The sequence below is a fragment of the Dysgonomonas sp. 25 genome, from assembly GCF_010501075.1.
GTDB lineage: Bacteria > Bacteroidota > Bacteroidia > Bacteroidales > Dysgonomonadaceae > Dysgonomonas.
In genome coordinates, this window is the sequence record NZ_QVMN01000005.1 from 141,214 (window position 1) to 158,566 (window position 17,353).

Annotated in this window: 15 protein-coding genes; 12 read left to right on the forward strand and 3 right to left on the reverse strand. The window is 47.0% G+C overall.

The genetic code is table 11. The features are described from left to right. Window positions 1–4 precede the first annotated feature (4 nt). From D0T66_RS09685 to D0T66_RS09735, 11 genes are all read left to right on the forward strand, one after another. Window positions 5–571, forward strand: a complete 567-nt coding sequence (locus D0T66_RS09685; RefSeq protein ID WP_163357082.1) for an aminodeoxychorismate/anthranilate synthase component II — start codon at window positions 5–7, stop codon at window positions 569–571. A 155-nt stretch (window positions 572–726) separates the two neighbouring features. Beyond that, window positions 727–1,368, forward strand: a complete 642-nt coding sequence (locus D0T66_RS09690; protein WP_163357083.1) for a hypothetical protein — start codon at window positions 727–729, stop codon at window positions 1,366–1,368. 24 nt (window positions 1,369–1,392) lie between these two features. Further along, on the forward strand, window positions 1,393–2,565 hold the full coding sequence (locus tag D0T66_RS09695) for a carboxypeptidase-like regulatory domain-containing protein (RefSeq protein ID WP_163357084.1): 1,173 nt from the start codon (window positions 1,393–1,395) through the stop codon (window positions 2,563–2,565). Between the two features lie 7 nt (window positions 2,566–2,572). After that, on the forward strand, window positions 2,573–3,571 hold the full coding sequence (trpD, locus tag D0T66_RS09700) for an anthranilate phosphoribosyltransferase (protein WP_163357085.1): 999 nt from the start codon (window positions 2,573–2,575) through the stop codon (window positions 3,569–3,571). A 9-nt stretch (window positions 3,572–3,580) separates the two neighbouring features. Beyond that, window positions 3,581–4,720 (forward strand): hypothetical protein, encoded by a 1,140-nt coding sequence (locus D0T66_RS09705; RefSeq protein ID WP_163357086.1) that lies wholly within the window; start codon window positions 3,581–3,583, stop codon window positions 4,718–4,720. Window positions 4,721–4,734: 14 nt separating this feature from the next. Next, window positions 4,735–5,907, forward strand: a complete 1,173-nt coding sequence (locus D0T66_RS09710; RefSeq protein WP_163357087.1) for an MFS transporter — start codon at window positions 4,735–4,737, stop codon at window positions 5,905–5,907. A 34-nt stretch (window positions 5,908–5,941) separates the two neighbouring features. Continuing rightward, window positions 5,942–6,673: a WGR domain-containing protein gene (locus tag D0T66_RS09715; protein ID WP_163357088.1), complete on the forward strand. Its 732-nt coding sequence runs from the start codon at window positions 5,942–5,944 to the stop codon at window positions 6,671–6,673. Window positions 6,674–6,689: 16 nt separating this feature from the next. Beyond that, window positions 6,690–7,469, forward strand: coding sequence for an indole-3-glycerol phosphate synthase TrpC (gene trpC / locus D0T66_RS09720; RefSeq protein ID WP_163357089.1), 780 nt, complete (start codon window positions 6,690–6,692; stop codon window positions 7,467–7,469). Beyond that, window positions 7,466–8,098, forward strand: coding sequence for a phosphoribosylanthranilate isomerase (locus D0T66_RS09725; RefSeq protein ID WP_163357090.1), 633 nt, complete (start codon window positions 7,466–7,468; stop codon window positions 8,096–8,098). Before trpC ends, D0T66_RS09725 begins: the two co-directional genes overlap by 4 nt. Beyond that, window positions 8,095–8,868, forward strand: a complete 774-nt coding sequence (trpA, locus tag D0T66_RS09730) for a tryptophan synthase subunit alpha (protein WP_163357091.1) — start codon at window positions 8,095–8,097, stop codon at window positions 8,866–8,868. Before D0T66_RS09725 ends, trpA begins: the two co-directional genes overlap by 4 nt. Window positions 8,869–9,064: 196 nt before the next feature. Next, a complete protein-coding gene (locus D0T66_RS09735; RefSeq protein WP_163357092.1) occupies window positions 9,065–10,234 on the forward strand; it encodes a leucine-rich repeat domain-containing protein in 1,170 nt (389 codons plus the stop codon). A gap of 114 nt (window positions 10,235–10,348) precedes the next feature. On the opposite strand, the gene purL is transcribed toward D0T66_RS09735, so the two are convergent. The 3 genes from purL to D0T66_RS09750 form a co-directional block, all read right to left on the reverse strand. Beyond that, window positions 10,349–14,041, reverse strand: a complete 3,693-nt coding sequence (gene purL / locus D0T66_RS09740; RefSeq protein WP_163357093.1) for a phosphoribosylformylglycinamidine synthase — start codon at window positions 14,039–14,041, stop codon at window positions 10,349–10,351. Window positions 14,042–14,377: 336 nt separating this feature from the next. Beyond that, window positions 14,378–15,625: an FISUMP domain-containing protein gene (locus tag D0T66_RS09745; RefSeq protein WP_163357094.1), complete on the reverse strand. Its 1,248-nt coding sequence runs from the start codon at window positions 15,623–15,625 to the stop codon at window positions 14,378–14,380. A 131-nt stretch (window positions 15,626–15,756) separates the two neighbouring features. Then, a complete protein-coding gene (locus D0T66_RS09750) occupies window positions 15,757–16,239 on the reverse strand; it encodes a hypothetical protein (RefSeq protein WP_163357095.1) in 483 nt (160 codons plus the stop codon). A gap of 79 nt (window positions 16,240–16,318) precedes the next feature. Between D0T66_RS09750 and D0T66_RS09755 the strand changes: the two genes are divergently transcribed. Continuing rightward, entirely contained in the window at window positions 16,319–17,311 is a 993-nt protein-coding gene (locus D0T66_RS09755; RefSeq protein WP_163357096.1) for a glycosyltransferase, read from the forward strand. The last annotated feature ends 42 nt before the right edge of the window (window positions 17,312–17,353 follow it).

Genomic DNA, 17,353 nt, shown 5'->3' on the forward strand with positions numbered 1-17,353 from the left:
TAACATGAAGATATTAGTTTTTGACAATTACGACTCGTTCACCTATAACCTCGTTCACCTCATCCGTGAGTTTGGATATAGCGATGTAGAGGTGCACCGCAACGACAGGATAGCATTGGCGGACGTTGCCCGCTACGACAAGATAATCCTTTCGCCCGGGCCGGGCATTCCGTCCGAAGCCGGATTATTGTTGCCGCTGATAAAGGAATATGCCGATAAAAAGCCTATCTTAGGCGTATGCCTCGGGCATCAGGCTATCGGCGAAGCATTCGGCGCGAAATTATCGAATCTGGAAGACGTCTATCATGGCGTATCCACCGAGATAAAAATCATCGAGGCCGATTATATCTTCCACGATGTGAATCCCACTATCGAAGTCGGACGTTACCATTCGTGGGTTGTCAGCCGCGAAGAGATACCTGCCTGCCTCGAGATTACCGCCGAAGACCGCAACGGGCAGATTATGGCGCTGCGCCACAAGGAATTAGATATTCATGGCGTACAGTTTCACCCCGAATCGGTTCTGACGCCGAGAGGAGCGGCTATTGTGAAGAATTTTCTGGCACACTAAAAATAGATTGCTATGAGACACTTGTTATTGCTTCTTACACTTTTGTCGACGCTCTCGCTCGCAGGGCAGGGATATGTAACCGCCGACCCCGATGGATATACCAACGTCCGCGAACTGCCCGGCTCCCGGTCGCCGCTTTTGGGACGGGTTACGGCGTGCCTATATTCTACCATCCGGAGGTCGTCTGCGGGTTCGAAGACTACGCAGAATCCGACTCCATCGTTATGGATAACCCTGACTGGATGCCTGTCCTTATCTCCGAATATCCTTTTAAGGTGGGTTATATATACAAGAAATATCTCCATTCGCTTGATGAATTTCCTGCTCTCGGCTACGCACTCAAAAGCGATAATCAGATAGCGTTCGCCGATGAAGATATAGAGGTTATGGTAGAAACGCAGCTTTTTGATGCGACGAACCATATAGTAGAGAACGATTCCGAAGGGATATTGCTCGTAGACGGCGAACGTACTAACATAAGCGGCGATTATGAAGAATATTATGAGTTGAAGCGGGTGTCGGTAATGTATAAAGGAAAAAAATACCAGCTTCCGGAGGTGAGGATAAATGACGTCTTCTTTCTGAATAATCCGGTGCGGGTTGAACGTTATACTCCGGAAGATGTATATTGCCCTATCCGTGTGCAAAAAGGGATGGACGATATTTATTATCTCTCTATCAATGGGGGAGATGGCGCCGAAAGCTTCGCGGCGATATGGGTATTGAAAGACGGAGAACTTTGCCGGCGCTATATTACCTATGTGTGTGGCGCGCCGGATTTGGATTTGGTTTTTTAGATAAACTTAAAAGAAGATATTTCGATGAAACACATCCTTACATTCAAAAATGCTTTGCTCGCACTGCTTTTGCTTTGCAGTTTGCCCGCATTTTCGCAGCAGGAGACGATAACAATAGAAGGTACTGTTGTGGACGAAATGGGAGAGCCTTTAATTGGAGTTGCTGTTTATCATAAAATGGATGAAGAAACGAAAGTATATACCGACATAGATGGTAAATTTACTATTCAGTCTCCCTCACCGACCGATAATGTATTAAGATTTGATTATGTGACATTAAAAGATATAGAACTAAATGTTGCTGATGTAAAAAGCCAGCCTATAACGGTGGTTTTCGACTTTAGGGATATAAACTCTATAGAGTTTTATGCTTCCTACCCCGAGCATCGGATGCGGGAAGATGATGATGAAGCTTTCTACATCAACACTTATAAATTTGATTTGAGGAGGAAAGAGATCGGACGTTTTGTATCATATCCAGTCCATTCGGGTAATATGGCGAAAAAAACACCTTTTGTCCCTTTCGAGAATATCGATTATGATAAACGGAAACTGATAGTTGTCGGAAATGAAAACTTCTTCGTAGATAAAAACTTCGACCATGAACTTTTATTCCGATTAAGAGAAAACAGAGACAATGCCTTTGAATACGCCGAAGAGCAAACCGACCGATTGCAAGGAGGGCAGGACAAAATAGAAGGATATGAGTATATCGCACCCTTTCTCTACGAAAAAAATGACTATCTTTTTCTCTGCGATGAACAAAAGAATATGTCTGCTACAGGTTTACGATACAATGAGCCGCTAAAATACGTAGCGGATAATGTTTACATATCAGCGCACCATATATATATCTTTACCCCTCATTGTTGGTACACGCGTATAAATTACAAGGGAGAGAACGGCAATTACAACGATGGCTCTTTATTTGTTTTTACAAATCTGTTGCAAAATGATTATTCAAAAGAAAAAGAATCGGACGAGTATGAAACTATAAAAGATGACCTCGGCCGAAATACCTACTACACCACCGACGGCTACCATCTGTTATATAAAAACCAGCTCATCGACAAAGGCATAAACCCGAAAAAGCTAAAAGCCGTCAATGCCCACTTTATCCGCTCGGGCGATACCTACTATCTGAAAGAGAAGAAAATAAACAAAAAAGATATATTCATCGAAATTGTATGTCCGTAAAAAAAGTATGAAACATATATTAAATAGACTATTCGAGCACCAGTACCTCACCCGCGACGAGGCGAGGGAAATACTGACCAAGATGTCGGCAGGCGAGTATAACGAATCGCAGATAGCCGCCTTTATGACCGTATTCCTTATGCGCAGTATCACTATCGAGGAATTCTGGGGATTTGCCGATGCCCTGCTCGAACTGCGAGCCGATGTGACGCCCCTCGCAGCCTACAATCCGATTGATATTGTGGGCACGGGAGGAGACAATAAAAATACGTTCAACATCTCCACGCTGGCATGCTTCGTGGTGGCGGCGGCAGGATATAAAGTCGCCAAACATGGCAACTACGGCGCATCCTCCGTCAGTGGTGCGTCTACCGTAATGGAGCAGCAAGGCGTAAAATTCACGAACGATGTAGGCAAACTGGAAAAATCATTAGCCGAAGCCAATATCGCCTTCCTCCATGCACCTATGTTCAACAGCGCCATGAAGGCCGTCGCCCCCGTCCGCAAAGCATTGGGCGTGCGCACGTTCTTCAATATGCTGGGGCCTGTCGTCAACCCCATCCGCCCCAAGCGTACCGTTCTGGGCGTATTCAACCTGAAAATGGCGCGTATGTATTTCTATACCTATCAGTTGACCGATGTCGATTACTCCATCGTGCACAGCATCGACGGATACGACGAGGTATCGCTTACCGACGCCTTCAAGGTCGTAAGCCCGCAGGGAGAGCGCATCTATACACCCGAACAGTTAGGCTTTCGCCGGTGCGCACAGGACGAACTGTCGGGGGGCGAAACAGCCGAAGATGCTTCGCGCATTTTCAGCGATGTCATCTACAACAGGGCAACCGAAGCCCAGAAAAATGCGGTCGTCATCAACGCTGCCATCGCTATCAATACCATCGACCACGCCAAGCCGCTGACGGACTGCATAGCAGAGGCGCGCAAGGTGATAGAGAGCGGAAAATTAAAAGAAACCTTTGCCCGTTTTCTGGCTTTAAATAGCTAATTTTGTAGTATGAATACAGTCCCAACAAACAATACATTGCCGCCTGCACCCAAGCCCCGAAAGAAAAAAATGTCCGGCTGCATAAAAACTTTTCTTATCGCGTTGCTTGTGGGATTCCTTGTATTTGTCGGAGTTGTTATATATGCAGTCGATTATTTTTCTTCCGGTCCGAAAAAAAGGCGCGAAGCCAAGATAAACAAGGAGTTGGCGAAAGAAGAAATTCCTTTGAAATATCAGTCGTACCAATATCTGTATGAGACCGAAAGCTCGGATGCTTTTAGTATTACGATCATAAACAGGTATTGCTCGTCAGCCTATCTCTTGCCCGACAGCACATTGATATTGAACATCCCTTCGCATGATAGCATCAGTTATTTCTACAAAATCAATACCAGCGGAAACGTTACGGGGATTTATAAGAGTAATGATTTGCACTTTTACGGCACTTCGCTGATGGGCTATATCGCCCCGCCGAATGAAGAGCCCGAAGAGGAAGATGTAACGGCTAATGATACCGAAAATGAGGAAGGCGGCGATCACGAGGATGACCTGAAATTGGTTACTACTGTACATTTTGTCCCACCGGTAATAAGAAAAGCCGAAACAGACTATTATTATTCCGATTGGCCGCTCACCGGAGATACGGCACTGCACCGGGTAGAATATATCGGCAGCACAGGCAAAACAGGAGATGAGATATATGATCAGTCTGATATTGTATTGATTCCCACCGATAGAAATGCGAATAAAGAAAAAGAAAGACTTATGCACTACAACGGATCGTGGTATATGGCATCTTGCGGAAAAGAAGTAAAAAACTCCTACAAATCACCCCTTTATAAATTATTAGAGAAGGAAAGGCTTGCATTGAAGTACAGCTATAAGAAGCAGACAAGATATTACCGGTCAATACGTGAGTACCGTATAGGAAACTGGAATTCAAGAGGTACTACTTATCATCAACCGGAATATTGGGATGTCGATTACTATTTCGACCTAAAAGCCGGACAGACGCTTATTTCGTTCAAAGTATCTGGAAGTGAGGAAAAAAGAGAAGAAAGTTATTCGTTGAGAATCTATAATCTCGGGAAATATTTTATAATAGAGGCTGGTCGCAATAAAACGTATCTTGTACGGCTTAAAAAATAGAAAACAGAAAAGAAATGACCATCGCACCAATAACTTCTTCGTTGAAACGCATACGCTACGCCGTGTTTGCGTTCTACTTTATGCAGGGATTATGCTTTTCCAGCTGGGCGAGCCGCATCCCCGATATTAAAAACTCGCTGGGCATGGACGATGCCGCATGGGGCACTATCCTGCTGATGATTCCCGTGGGACAGATATGCGGGATGAGCCTTTCGGGCTTACTCGTTTCGCGCATCGGCAGCAAGCGTATACTCCCCATTGCCAATATAGGCTATGCCGCCACCCTGCTCCTCGTGGGGCTGGCAAGTAGCGAATATGCCCTTATAATGAGCCTGATAGTTTTCGGGTTCTTCGGCAACTTCTGCAATATATCGGTCAACACGCAGGCGGTCAACGTAGAACGTATGTACGACAAACCCATTATGGCATCCTTCCACGGCGGATGGAGTGCCGCAGGCTTGACGGGAGCGTCCATCGGGCTGCTGATGTCGTCGCTCGAAGTGAATCCTTTCATGCACTTCTGCGTAGTAGCCGCATTGGTGGTCACCAACCTCATCGTCAACCTCAAATATTTGCAGGAAGATGTAAAAGTGCAGAAATCACCCGAAGAAAGAGCTGCCCGTAAGAAGAACAAACCCGAAAAATTTCTCTTTCTGCTCGGCATAGTCGCCTTTTGCGGGATGGCTGCCGAAGGAGCTATGTCCGACTGGAGCGGGTTGTATTTGCAGGACATCGTAGGCGTTCCCGCGCATTTGGCGCCTCTGGGACTGACAGCCTATATGATAACGATGGCTACAGGGCGTTTCTTTGCCGACAAAGCATCGTCCCGCTTCGGGCAGAAACGCGTTGTACAGGCAGGCGGACTGTTGATTTCGGCAGGCTTGCTTCTTGCCGTTGCCTTGCCTCATGTCGTCACCACGCTGATAGCCTTTATGATTATCGGTTTCGGCACATGCAGCATCGTACCCACCGTGTATAGCGTGGCCGGCAAAAAGACGAAAATCTCCACCGGCATGGCACTCACCATCGTGTCCAGCATCAGCTTCACCGGCTTCCTGATGGGACCGCCGCTTATCGGCTACATTTCGCATCTCACCAACCTGCGCTATTCGTATGCCTTTATCGCGCTGTTCGGTATTTGTATAATTTTGCTATCTTCACAAATCAAAGTGTTTAAGAAGGATTAGGCATTTTATTTACATACACTAAAAACTAATTATTATGGCAAAAAGAGCATTTACATTCAAGGACGATAAATCAGACAAATTCTGGTGGATAGAATGTGGAGGAACAGATTTTGTTGTTAATTACGGAAAAACCGGCACAGCAGGAAAATATCAAATCAAGGAATTCGATAGTGAAGAATTATGCTTGAAAGAAGCGGTAAAGATGATTGCTCAAAAACAAAAGAAAGGTTACAAAGAAGCTCCGGATTTTGACTTCGACAAACACCTTTATTTCGACGATGAAGAAATCGGCTTGCATCTGTTGACATCGCACCCGAATTTCCGCGAATATTTCACAGATGAACTATATTATAATTGTGGAGATGAAGAAGCGCCATTTGGAAGTGATGAGGGGAACGACACGCTATACGAACTTGTAGAAGCCGTCCGTAAAAAGAGTAAAGTAAATTTTGCAGGTTTCCCGCAATACCTGATTGAAAATATCTGGGGTATGACATATATCGCTCCCGGCAAACTGGATGAGGAGACTGTAAAAGGACTGATTGAAACGGACGAAATGAACCTCACACAGAGCGATATGATAACGTATGCTTCGGCCTTCGGGCAGATAAAAATAACGGGTTATGTGGATAAATCCCTGAAAGAAGCTGGTATAATGGCTCTGCAACGGGCACAGGTGTGGGCAAAACTACAAGGATATAATTTTTCCGAAATAACGGAAATGCTGATTAAAGACTTATCGGCTTTCGAGAAATATGCCGATTAATGCATAAAATGTCAATATGGAAAATATTTTAGACAAGATAATAGCCAACAAGAAGAAAGAGATAGAGCAGGAAAAATCGCTTATCTCTATCGCGCAGATGGAGCAAAGCTTCACAGATGCTACCATCCGCTCTTTCCGGGAGGCGCTGGCAACATCGCCTACAGGTATCATCGCCGAGTTTAAGCGTCGATCGCCCTCGCGCGACTGGATTTTCAAGGATGCCAAAGTAGAAGATGTTATCCCCCTCTATTCGCAGAACGGGGCGGCGGCTATCTCCGTGCTGACGGATATAGACTTTTTCGGCGGCAGCCTGACCGATTTGGCGCAGGCGCGCGAACTGACTGATACCCCTCTGTTGCGGAAAGACTTTGTCGTGGACGAGTACCAACTCTATCAGGCACGGTTGTCCGAAGCGAGCGTCATTCTCTTGATTGCATCGGCACTGTCTGTCGAAGAAACCAAGCGGCTGGCATCCGAAGCGCAAAGCCTTGGGCTGGAAGTGCTGCTCGAAATACATAACGAGCAGGAATTGGGGCACATCAATGAGTACGTAGATGTAGTAGGCATCAACAACCGCAACTTGGGCACATTCGTTACCGATGTGCAGGTTTCGTTCGATTTGGGCGACAAGATACCCGCCGAATTCCTCAAAATCTCCGAAAGCGGCATATCCGATCCGCAGACAGTGAAAGACTTGCGTCAGGCAGGATTCCGAGGTTTCCTGATGGGCGAGAATTTTATGAAAACCGCCGATCCGGGGCAGGCATTGAAGGAGTTTATAACGCAATTGATATGAGAATAAAAGTCTGCGGGATGAGAGAGCCCGACAATATAGAAGAACTGGCGGAATTGCCTATCGATATGATGGGGCTGATTTTCTATGAGAAATCGCCGCGATATGTAGGGAATATTTCGAAAAGTAACCGTCAGGCTATCGGCAAAGCAACTACCGAACAGGGAATAGACAGGGTAGGGGTGTTCGTGGACGAAAGCCTCATGACCATCCTTCAGGCGGTGGATAGCTATATGCTCGACATGGTGCAGTTGCATGGCGACGAATCGCCCGATTTCTGCCGCGAGCTGAACAAAACCCTCCCCGTCATCAAGGCATTCAGCATAGCCGAAGCCGCCGATCTGGAACAGACAACCGCCTACGAAGGGCTTTTCGGCTATTTCCTATTCGATACCAAAACCCCTCAACGGGGAGGCTCCGGCCAGCAATTCGACTGGACGCTGCTCGACCGTTACACGGGACGTACCCCTTTCCTGCTGAGCGGAGGTATATCCGTGGATGATGCGGCGGCCATCCGTGCCATAAAGCACCCTAAATTCTACGGCGTAGACCTCAACAGCCGATTCGAAGTAGAACCGGGATTAAAAGATATCAGATTACTTGAACAATTTATAAAAGCATTGAAACAATGAACAGGATAAACGAACTATTCACCCGCAAACCGAAAAATATACTTTCTATCTATTTCACGGCGGGATTTCCGCATCTGAACGATACATGCGAAGTAATCAAAGACTTGGAAGCCAACGGCATCGACCTGATAGAAGTCGGCATTCCTTTCTCCGACCCGATGGCCGACGGACCTACCATTCAGGAGAGCGGGACAATCGCCCTGAACAACGGTATGACGCTCAAAATCCTGTTCGATCAGCTGAAAGATATACGCCGGACGGTCAACATCCCGCTGATAATGATGGGCTACCTCAACCCGATGATGCAATACGGGTTCGATAAGTTTTGCCGCGACTGCCAAACGGTTGGCATAGACGGGATTATCATCCCCGATTTGCCTTTCAAGGATTATATGGAGGAGTACAAAGCCATTGCCGAGAAATATGACATCAAGATTATTATGCTCATCACGCCCGAAACTTCGGAAGAGCGTATCCGCCTCATCGACGAACATACCGACGGCTTCATCTATATGGTTTCTTCGGCGGCGACAACAGGTGCACAGAAGGATTTTGACGAACAGAAGCGAGCCTATTTCCGCAAAATCAACGGCATGAACCTCCGCAATCCGCGCCTTATCGGCTTTGGCATCTCGAACAAAGCCACCTTAGAAGCCGCCCAAGCCAATTCGAGCGGAGCCATTATCGGCAGCAAATTCATCACCTTGCTGAAAGAATCGCCGTCGATAAAAGAGGCTGTAAGCCGCCTGAAAGAAGCGTTGAGCAAGTAGAATAGTTTCTTGTGGCTTCTTGGTTTTTCTTTCACTTCCTGATAGACGACATTTAGGGAGTGTGGATTATATATTTGTTAAAAAAAGTAATTCTATGTATAGAAAAAATCTTATATTTGAGCCTTAAAATAAATTCGCCCCACTCAATAGGCGTCCAAAAGATTAAAGCAATTTATAACTTAAAGTTACACAAATTATGAACTTGAAAAAAACAATGACCCTTAACATCTCTTCCATATTCAGGAAAGCAGCTTTTTTATGTGCCGTTATAGGCATCAGTACCTTAACCCTCTTCTCGTGCGGCAGCGACGACGACGATACGCCACCACCTCCAACAGAAATCGCCAACGGATCGGCCGGCCCGCTCACATGGATATTGATGAGCGACGGCGTATTGACTATCAGTGGCGAAGGCAAAATGCCGAGCTATGAAACTACAACCGCTCCGTGGGATGCATATCGCAGTTCTATCAAGAAAGTTGTTGCCGAAGATGGCGTAGCCTCCATTGGCAAGGGAGCTTTTAAGAATTATACAAACATCACAGAGATGGCTATCGCTCAATCGGTAGATAGCATCCATACGTCAGCTTTTGCTGGCTGTGGCTTGACCAGCATCGTATTTCCAGAAGGGATGACAGATATAGGCGAATATGCCTTTACTGATTGTACAGACTTAGAAGATGTTACATTTCCTTCTTCTTTATTAGGAATACATGAATCAGCCTTTGCCGGTTGTACCTCCTTGAATAATTTTACGCTTCCTGCTCTCGAATATATGGGACATGAAGCTTTTGCGGGTTGTACCAGTTTGACACAGGTAACATTCGATAAAGATATATTTGATTCGAGTCTTATGCCCGGGGTGAACGATTTCTTTATTGGTTGTACCAATTTGCAGTCTATAGATGTTCAGTCGGGTGGAGTCAGTGCTTATACTTCTGTAGATGGTGTACTTCTTTCTAAAAGTAAGTATTCTTTACTGGAGTGTCCAGCTGGAAAAGCTGGAAGTTATGTAGTTCCGGATGAAGTAACAATAATATGGTTAGGTGCTTTTTATGACTGCTCTAAACTAACAAGTATTACACTTCCTGATGCTTTGGAAACGATACGAATCCAAGCTTTTATGGGCTGTACCGGTTTGACAGAGATTACTATTCCTGCGAATGTGAACTATATAAATGTAGAAGCCTTTAAAGATTGCTCTAAACTAACAAAAGTAACTGTGATGGCAACGGCTCCTCCATCTCTTAAAAGAGATAATTTCACTGCAGCGAATGACGTCCTTTACGTACCTGCCACCTCTTTGAGTGCTTATCAGGCTGATCCCGATTGGAGTGCGGCATTCTCGGATATAAAAGGTTTCTAAATTCTCCGAAACTATATCAAAATAAAAATCCTCTGTCTTTCGGTAGGCAGAGGATTTTCTTTATTTTATTTCTCTATCGAGCCTCCTCCTTTGGGGGAGGTTTGGAGGGGGTGGCTACTTGTTTGACTGTTTCTTCACCCATTCGCGGGCATTGACAAAAGCTTCCATCCAAGGCGATACATCATCGCGGCGATGCTCGAACGGATAATACGCATTCTGCCAAGGGAAGATAGCACGTTCGGGGTGCGGCATGATGGCTAAGTGGCGGCCATTGTCCGACACCACAGCTGCCGTACTGAAATCCGAACCGTTCGGGTTGCCCGGATACTCGTCGTATACATATTTGGCTACGATGTTGTATTTGTCTTCGCCTTCGGGCAAAGCGAATTTTCCTTCGCCGTGAGCTACCCAAACTCCTAATTTGCTGCCCGACAACGAGCTGAACATCACCGAGTTATTTTGCGGAATAACCAAGCTCAGGTAGGTCGATTCAAATTTGTGCGAATCGTTGTGCAACATCACCGGTTTCAGCGTACGGTGCGGATAAATCAGGCCGAGCTCCATCACCAGCTGGCAACCGTTACACACTCCCAAACTCAACGTATCGTCGCGCTCGTAGAAGCGGCGGAGCGATTCCTTAGCCCGTTCGTTGTACATAAAGCTACCCGCCCAGCCTTTGGCCGAACCCAGTACGTCCGAGTTGGAGAACCCGCCACAGAAGACGATAAAGTTCACATCTTCCAGTGTTTCGCGTCCCGAAGCCAGGTCGGTCATGTGTACATCTTTCACGTCGAAGCCTGCAAGGTGCAGTGTATAAGCCATTTCGCGCTCGCCGTTCGTTCCCTTTTCGCGGATAATCGCGGCACGGATGCCCGACTTTTCTTTGCGCTCGGGGTCGATGCCCAAGGAGGAGAATTTACCGTTGAATTCCGGCTTGAACTGGAATTGAAGCGGTTGTTTTTTATAGTTGTCGAAGCGGTCTTTCGCCAGCTTCTCGCCGCTTTGTTTGCGGTCGAGCAGGTATGACGATTCGAACCATACATCGCGCAGGGCGTCTATATCAAATTCTTCGCGGAACGTATCTTTTTGTATAATCAGTTTGCGCTCTTCGATAGGGCGCGCAACAATGGCAAAGCCTACGCCGTAATCGTCCAGAATCTTCTCTACCAGATGATGGTGTTTCACCTGAATGAGGATACCCGGATTTTCGGCGAACAATATCTTCATCAGGTCTGAATGGTGCAACTTATCCAAACGCGCTTCCAATCCACCTTGCGGATTCGAGAAACACATTTCGAGCATGGCGGTAATCATCCCTCCTGCCGAAATATCGTGTCCGGCGAGGATTAATCCCCTGTCTATCAGTTCCTGTACGGCTATAAAAGCATTCTTGAAATATTCGGGATCGGTCACCGTCGGCACTTCTTCGCCTAATGCGTTGAGTGTCTGTGCGAATGCCGAACCGCCCAATTTGAAGGTGTCGAACGAGAAGTCGATATAATAGAGGTAAGTACCTTTGATATAAGCCAGTGTAGGCGATACAATCTTGCGGATGTTTTTCACCTCTCCGGCGGCTGAAATAATAACCGTTCCCGGCGAATAAACTTTATCCTGACCGTATTTCTGCGTCATCGAAAGCGAATCTTTACCCGTAGGGATGTTGATTCCCAAGGCGCAGGCAAAGTCCGAACAAGCCTCAACGGCACGGTAGAGACGCGAATCTTCGCCCGGATTCTTGCAAGGCCACATCCAGTTGGCGCTGAGCGAGATACTCTTCAATCCTTCTTCGAACGGAGCAAAAACGATGTTTGTCAACGCTTCGGCAATCGACAATACCGAACCGGCAGCCGGATCGACCATCGCCGCTTGCGGAGCGTGTCCGATAGACGTGGCGATACCCGTGCGCCCGTGATAGTCGAGGGCAACTGCACCCAAGTCGCTGAGTGGTAGCTGTATTTCTCCCTGCGTTTGCTGGCGGGCTACCTTACCTGTCACCGAACGGTCGACCTTGTTGGTGAGCCAGTCTTTACAGGCCACAGCTTCGAGTTGAAGCACATCTTTCAGATAGGTTTCGAGATGCTCTATGCTATATTCAGGATTCTGATAAGTATCATCCTGTGTTTCGTCTTTGATGATGGTTTTCGGCGCTTTTCCGAAGAAATCTTCCAGTTTCAGGTCGATAGGCTTTTCGCCATTTTCTTTGCGGAAAACAAGTTTGGAATCGGTGGTCGTTTCACCTACCACATACATCGGCGAGCGTTCGCGGTCGGCAATGCGTCGGATACGTTCGGTAGCCGATTCGGGAACGAGCAAGCCCATGCGCTCCTGACTTTCGTTTCCTACGATTTCCTTGGCCGATAGGGTAGGGTCTCCCACAGGCAGTTTGTCTACGTCGATAACGCCTCCCGTCGCCTCAACCAATTCGGACAAACAGTTGAGGTGTCCGCCTGCACCGTGGTCGTGGATAGACACAATCGGGTTGTCATCCGATTCGGCAAGGGCACGGATAACGTTGGCGGCGCGTTTTTGCATTTCGGGATTGGCACGTTGTACGGCGTTCAGTTCGATACCGCTCGAATATTGTCCTGTATCGACCGAAGAAACAGCTCCTCCACCCATACCGATGCGGTAGTTGTCGCCTCCTAAGAGTACGACTTTTTCGCCGGCTTCGGGTGTGCCTTTCAGCGCATCGCGTTTGTTGGCAAATCCCACCCCTCCGGCAAGCATGATGACTTTGTCGAAGGCGAATTTCTTCTGGTTTTCCTGATGTTCGAATGTCAGTAGCGAACCGCAGATAAGCGGCTGCCCGTATTTGTTTCCGAAGTCCGATGCTCCGTTAGATGCTTTGATGAGGATTTCTTCCGGCGTCTGGTATAGCCAGTCGCGCTCGGCCATTGCCTGCTCCCATGCACGTCCTTTTTTGGTGCGCGGATAGGCGGTCATATAAACGGCTGTTCCGGCAATCGGAAGCGATGCCTTTCCTCCGCCCAGACGGTCGCGGATTTCTCCCCCCGAACCTGTTGCAGCCCCGTTGAACGGCTCTACGGTGGTGGGGAAGTTATGCGTTTCGGCTTTCAGCGAAAGCACGGATTTTATTTTCTTCGTCTCGAAGTAGCTCGGTTTGTCGGCTTCTGCCGGAGCGAATTGTTCTATTTCGGGCCCGATGTTGAAGGCTACATTGTCTTTGTAAGCCGAAATCAATTTGTTCGGGTTGACCTGCGATGTTTTCTTGATGAGTTTGAAGAGTGAACTTTCCTTCTCTTCGCCGTCGATGATGTATGTCCCGTTGAATATTTTGTGGCGGCAGTGTTCGGAGTTGACCTGCGAGAATCCGAAAACTTCGCTGTCGGTCAGTTTGCGTCCGAGGCGCTCGCTCACATTGTTGAGGTATTCTATTTCGTCTTCGCTCAATGCCAATCCTTCCTGCACGTTGTAGGCAGCTATATCGGCTATTTCGAGTATCGGCTCGGGTTGGTGGTCGATGGTGAAGATCTCCTGGCTTAGCCCGTCGTATACGCGTTGTAGCATGGGGTCGTGGTCGGCATCTTTGCCCGAAGCGGCAAAAAACTCCTCGATGCGTACAATGCCTTCCACACCCATATTCTGGGCTATTTCTACGGCATTGGTACTCCACGGGGTAATCATTTCGCGGCGCGGACCAACAAAAAAGCCTGAAACGGTTTCGGTCTCAAGCAGTCCGGCTCCACTGAAAGCCCAAGTAAGTCGTTCGATACTTTCGGCGCTCAAAGGCGCGTTTGTTTGTACGGCAATAATGTCTTTGGATGCGGTTTGGAAGAAAGAAATCATACGTTTATCAACAGATTAAGGTCGCAGACCTATTTATTACTTTGTAAGTATAACAGTTAAAGTTCATTATGGCTCAAAAAAGCTCATTAAAAACTTTTGTTACTGATATTTCTAAATTCTCCCACAAAGGTAATGAATAGTTACGAGTTACAAGTTACAAGTTACAAGAAAATAGTTGCGAGTTATGAATGATGAGTTACAAATTAGAACAAGCGCATCGAAATCCACTTACCATACCGCATGCATATGTAGGGGCGAATAAACATTCGCCCTCTATATCGCTATTTGCACAAGTAAAAAAAACGTTATAATTCAGATATGCCGCTTCGCCGGGAATTATAGATTCAGGTCGTTCTTTTTGCAGCGTACCGGCATGAGAATACTTTTGCTCAGAACACTTCTGCTAACACCTACTGTCGCACTTTTCATATCTCTGGCTCTTATGGTGTTACTTGATGTCTGAGAGGCAGATGCTAAATAGGCAGCGCTTTTTCGCGATGCTTTACCGTTTGATCCATATATGTAACCTACGAGCGGTAGATCAAAACCTCCATTTTTTGCTGACAGGCTTTTGCCGTTCGGGGTTCCTCCGTCGACAGGGCAGATCGATTTCATTGCTGCTCCGTGAGCTGCTGTCACAGTAGAAGCCGGTCTCACTGCGCTGGGCTGAATTTCCCAGTTCGGATCCCAGGGAAGTGCAGTATTCCATGCCGAAACTTCGGCGGCAGTGTATGTACTGTATTGGGCTGCGTTTTGATATATTTCTTTTTCCAGCTCGTTCCATTCCCTGTCGCTCGGCAGATGCCAGCCATCGGGGCAGATTCCCTGCACGATATGACGTCCCCGGTAGTCAGTGTCAGGAAGCGTTGCGTCTTTTTCAACTTCATTCGCTCCCGGTTCGCTGCTTGTGGTGGTTTGCTCAGAGTTTGACGCACCCGCATAATAATTTGTATAGGCCGGATAGTTGTAACATACACCATATCCCTTTTTCCACGAAGCAGGTTTCACATCCCAATTGGGACTGGTAGCATCCGAGTATCCATACATGGCTTTAGTAGGGTTCGAGATCGCTTCGTCATGTACATCCAAAGGTGTTCCGTCGGGGAAGACAATTGCTCTCAGGTGCTGTGTCATCCAGATGCCTGCGTCGCCGAATTTGCGATAAGTGTATGTCTCGCCATCGCGTGGGTCTGTGAAAATATGGACTTCGGAGTTTCCGCCTAAAGGCTGCCATTCTTCTCCGTCCCAGACGTATAGCCCTTGTGAAATGTCAGGATTGGTACAATGATCTTCGAAGCTGTTGTATACCAATAGCCCTATATGGTCGCTCAGTCCCCAGTTGCCGCTCGCTCCAATGGAGGCGGACAATGTTGCCGGAGTGGTCGGTTTCAGATCCGTTAATTTAACTCTTGGAAGCCCGAATCCTTTGGTTGCATTTGCGTCCGAACTTGCATTTTCTTTCAGGTCGAGTAAACTTCCTTTATTTGGTTTATGGTCACTCCCCACCGTTATCTGGGAATGAGCTTGTCCCGCGAAAAATAACCCTCCAAATATCAATAATATTATTACTTGTTTAGCTGTCATATCTTACTCTATGCTCTATTAGATAATACCCTTCTGTCAAGCAGCAAAGATAAACTAAATTTATATAATGGCAAAATGCAAGCTTTCAGCGACTTCTATATTAACGGATTTATAGCATTTATTGTGCTTATTTAATAGGGAAATACAACTCTCCTTTTTCGTCGAGGTATAATAAAACACAATCGCAGGGGCTGCCGAAGCGTGTAAGCATTTATTTCGTAGTCGTAGGCTATATCGTTGCCTTTGCGGTCGAAATAGCTGGAGAAGATATACCAGTCCCCCGAAAGGGGTATATCCTCGATATGAAACGTCATTTCGGACAAAACAATAATCGTGGTATCCGCATCGGTGATGAAATTGAGTTGGGCATAAGGATGCAGCGATGATTCGGAGTATCTGAAATATCCGGTTTCGTCATTATACACGAACTTTTTTCTGTGAAAACCTGATGCCTGCAGCCGTACCTTTCCACTCCAAAAATCTTCGGGGGTTATCTTCGTACCTTCCTTATCCGTCAGGGTAAAATTAAGTCTGAAGGAAAAACTCTTCTGCCCCCACAGAGGTGGGATTGTAAAAAGAGATAATAAAAAGAATAGAAAAGCCGTTTTTTTCATGTGCCGATAGCTTCAATAGCCGTAAAGGTATAGTAAATTCTTTCAAAGCAGAAAAAGAAATTGTATTTTTGATTCCACTATGAGCCGACCGAAAATAAGCGTTATCATCCCCGTCTATAATCCGGGCAAGCATTTCGAGAAATGCCTCGATTCGCTCGTCAATCAGACACTGAAGGAGATAGAAATCATCATTATCCTCGATTGCCCCACCGACGGCAGCGACCGGGTAGCCGAACGTTTTGCCGCTGCCGACAGCCGCATCAACGTATTGCACAATACCGAAAAGCTGCATATCGGTTTCAGCCGCAACCGAGGACTGGCGATAGCACAGGGCGAATATATCGGCTTCCACGATTCGGACGACTATGCCGAACCGCAAATGTACGAATGGCTATACGGACAGGCAGAGCGCGACCATGCCGATATCGCACGGTGCAACTTCTATTGCGTCTATACGCAGCAGGCGGGCGGCAACATAGAACAATACCGCTATCCCGAAGCCTCATCGGCGGTAGGAGCGCGCGACTGGCTCTACGAGTACGTCAGCGGCGACAAGGTGTCGTGTGTCCTCTGGAATCATATTTTCAGCGCCGATTTGCTGAAAAAGAACAATATCACCTTCCACGATACGCGGACGCTTTGCTCCGAAGACAGTATCTTCTTCCTCGAAGCCTATCACGCCGCCTCAGAGCTGGCTGTCGCGGACGGATATTTGTATCACCACATATTCCACACCACCAACACGGGTAAAGCATACAGCTATCGCTCGATAGGGAATAACATCCGCTACTTCGAGGCGCTGTACCGTTTTATGGAAGCCAACGGCGTGGACGAAGATAAGCGCCTTGCCTACCTCTCGCGCAACGTAGCCCGTTCGCTATATAGCAGCGCCCGCAAGGCATTGATTGCCTTTCCGCTGAAAAAAGCATTGGCCGAGATAGGGCAGATAGGCGGCAGCGACGTCGTGCTGAAATGTGTCGCTTTCCTCTACCGCAAAGCGAACCGCAAGGAACGGAAATCGCTGAAACCGACTATCCGCATTTTTCTGCGCCTGATAAAAGCAAAATTTTAAAATCTTTCTCTATCGGAGCGAACAAAAGCAATTCCTTTTTTG

Bases quoted from the DNA above. Each gene is read 5' to 3' on its own strand.
- D0T66_RS09750 (WP_163357095.1), bottom strand. From the start codon at position 16,239: ATGAAAAAAACGGCTTTTCTATTCTTTTTATTATCTCTTTTTACAATC.
- trpA (WP_163357091.1), top strand. From the start codon at position 8,095: ATGAACAGGATAAACGAACTATTCACCCGCAAACCGAAAAATATACTT.
- D0T66_RS09710 (WP_163357087.1), top strand. From the start codon at position 4,735: ATGACCATCGCACCAATAACTTCTTCGTTGAAACGCATACGCTACGCC.
- trpC (WP_163357089.1), top strand. From the start codon at position 6,690: ATGGAAAATATTTTAGACAAGATAATAGCCAACAAGAAGAAAGAGATA.
- D0T66_RS09725 (WP_163357090.1), top strand. From the start codon at position 7,466: ATGAGAATAAAAGTCTGCGGGATGAGAGAGCCCGACAATATAGAAGAA.
- D0T66_RS09685 (WP_163357082.1), top strand. From the start codon at position 5: ATGAAGATATTAGTTTTTGACAATTACGACTCGTTCACCTATAACCTC.
- trpD (WP_163357085.1), top strand. From the start codon at position 2,573: ATGAAACATATATTAAATAGACTATTCGAGCACCAGTACCTCACCCGC.
- D0T66_RS09735 (WP_163357092.1), top strand. From the start codon at position 9,065: ATGAACTTGAAAAAAACAATGACCCTTAACATCTCTTCCATATTCAGG.
- D0T66_RS09755 (WP_163357096.1), top strand. From the start codon at position 16,319: ATGAGCCGACCGAAAATAAGCGTTATCATCCCCGTCTATAATCCGGGC.
- D0T66_RS09705 (WP_163357086.1), top strand. From the start codon at position 3,581: ATGAATACAGTCCCAACAAACAATACATTGCCGCCTGCACCCAAGCCC.
- D0T66_RS09745 (WP_163357094.1), bottom strand. From the start codon at position 15,625: ATGACAGCTAAACAAGTAATAATATTATTGATATTTGGAGGGTTATTT.
- D0T66_RS09695 (WP_163357084.1), top strand. From the start codon at position 1,393: ATGAAACACATCCTTACATTCAAAAATGCTTTGCTCGCACTGCTTTTG.
- D0T66_RS09715 (WP_163357088.1), top strand. From the start codon at position 5,942: ATGGCAAAAAGAGCATTTACATTCAAGGACGATAAATCAGACAAATTC.
- purL (WP_163357093.1), bottom strand. From the start codon at position 14,041: ATGATTTCTTTCTTCCAAACCGCATCCAAAGACATTATTGCCGTACAA.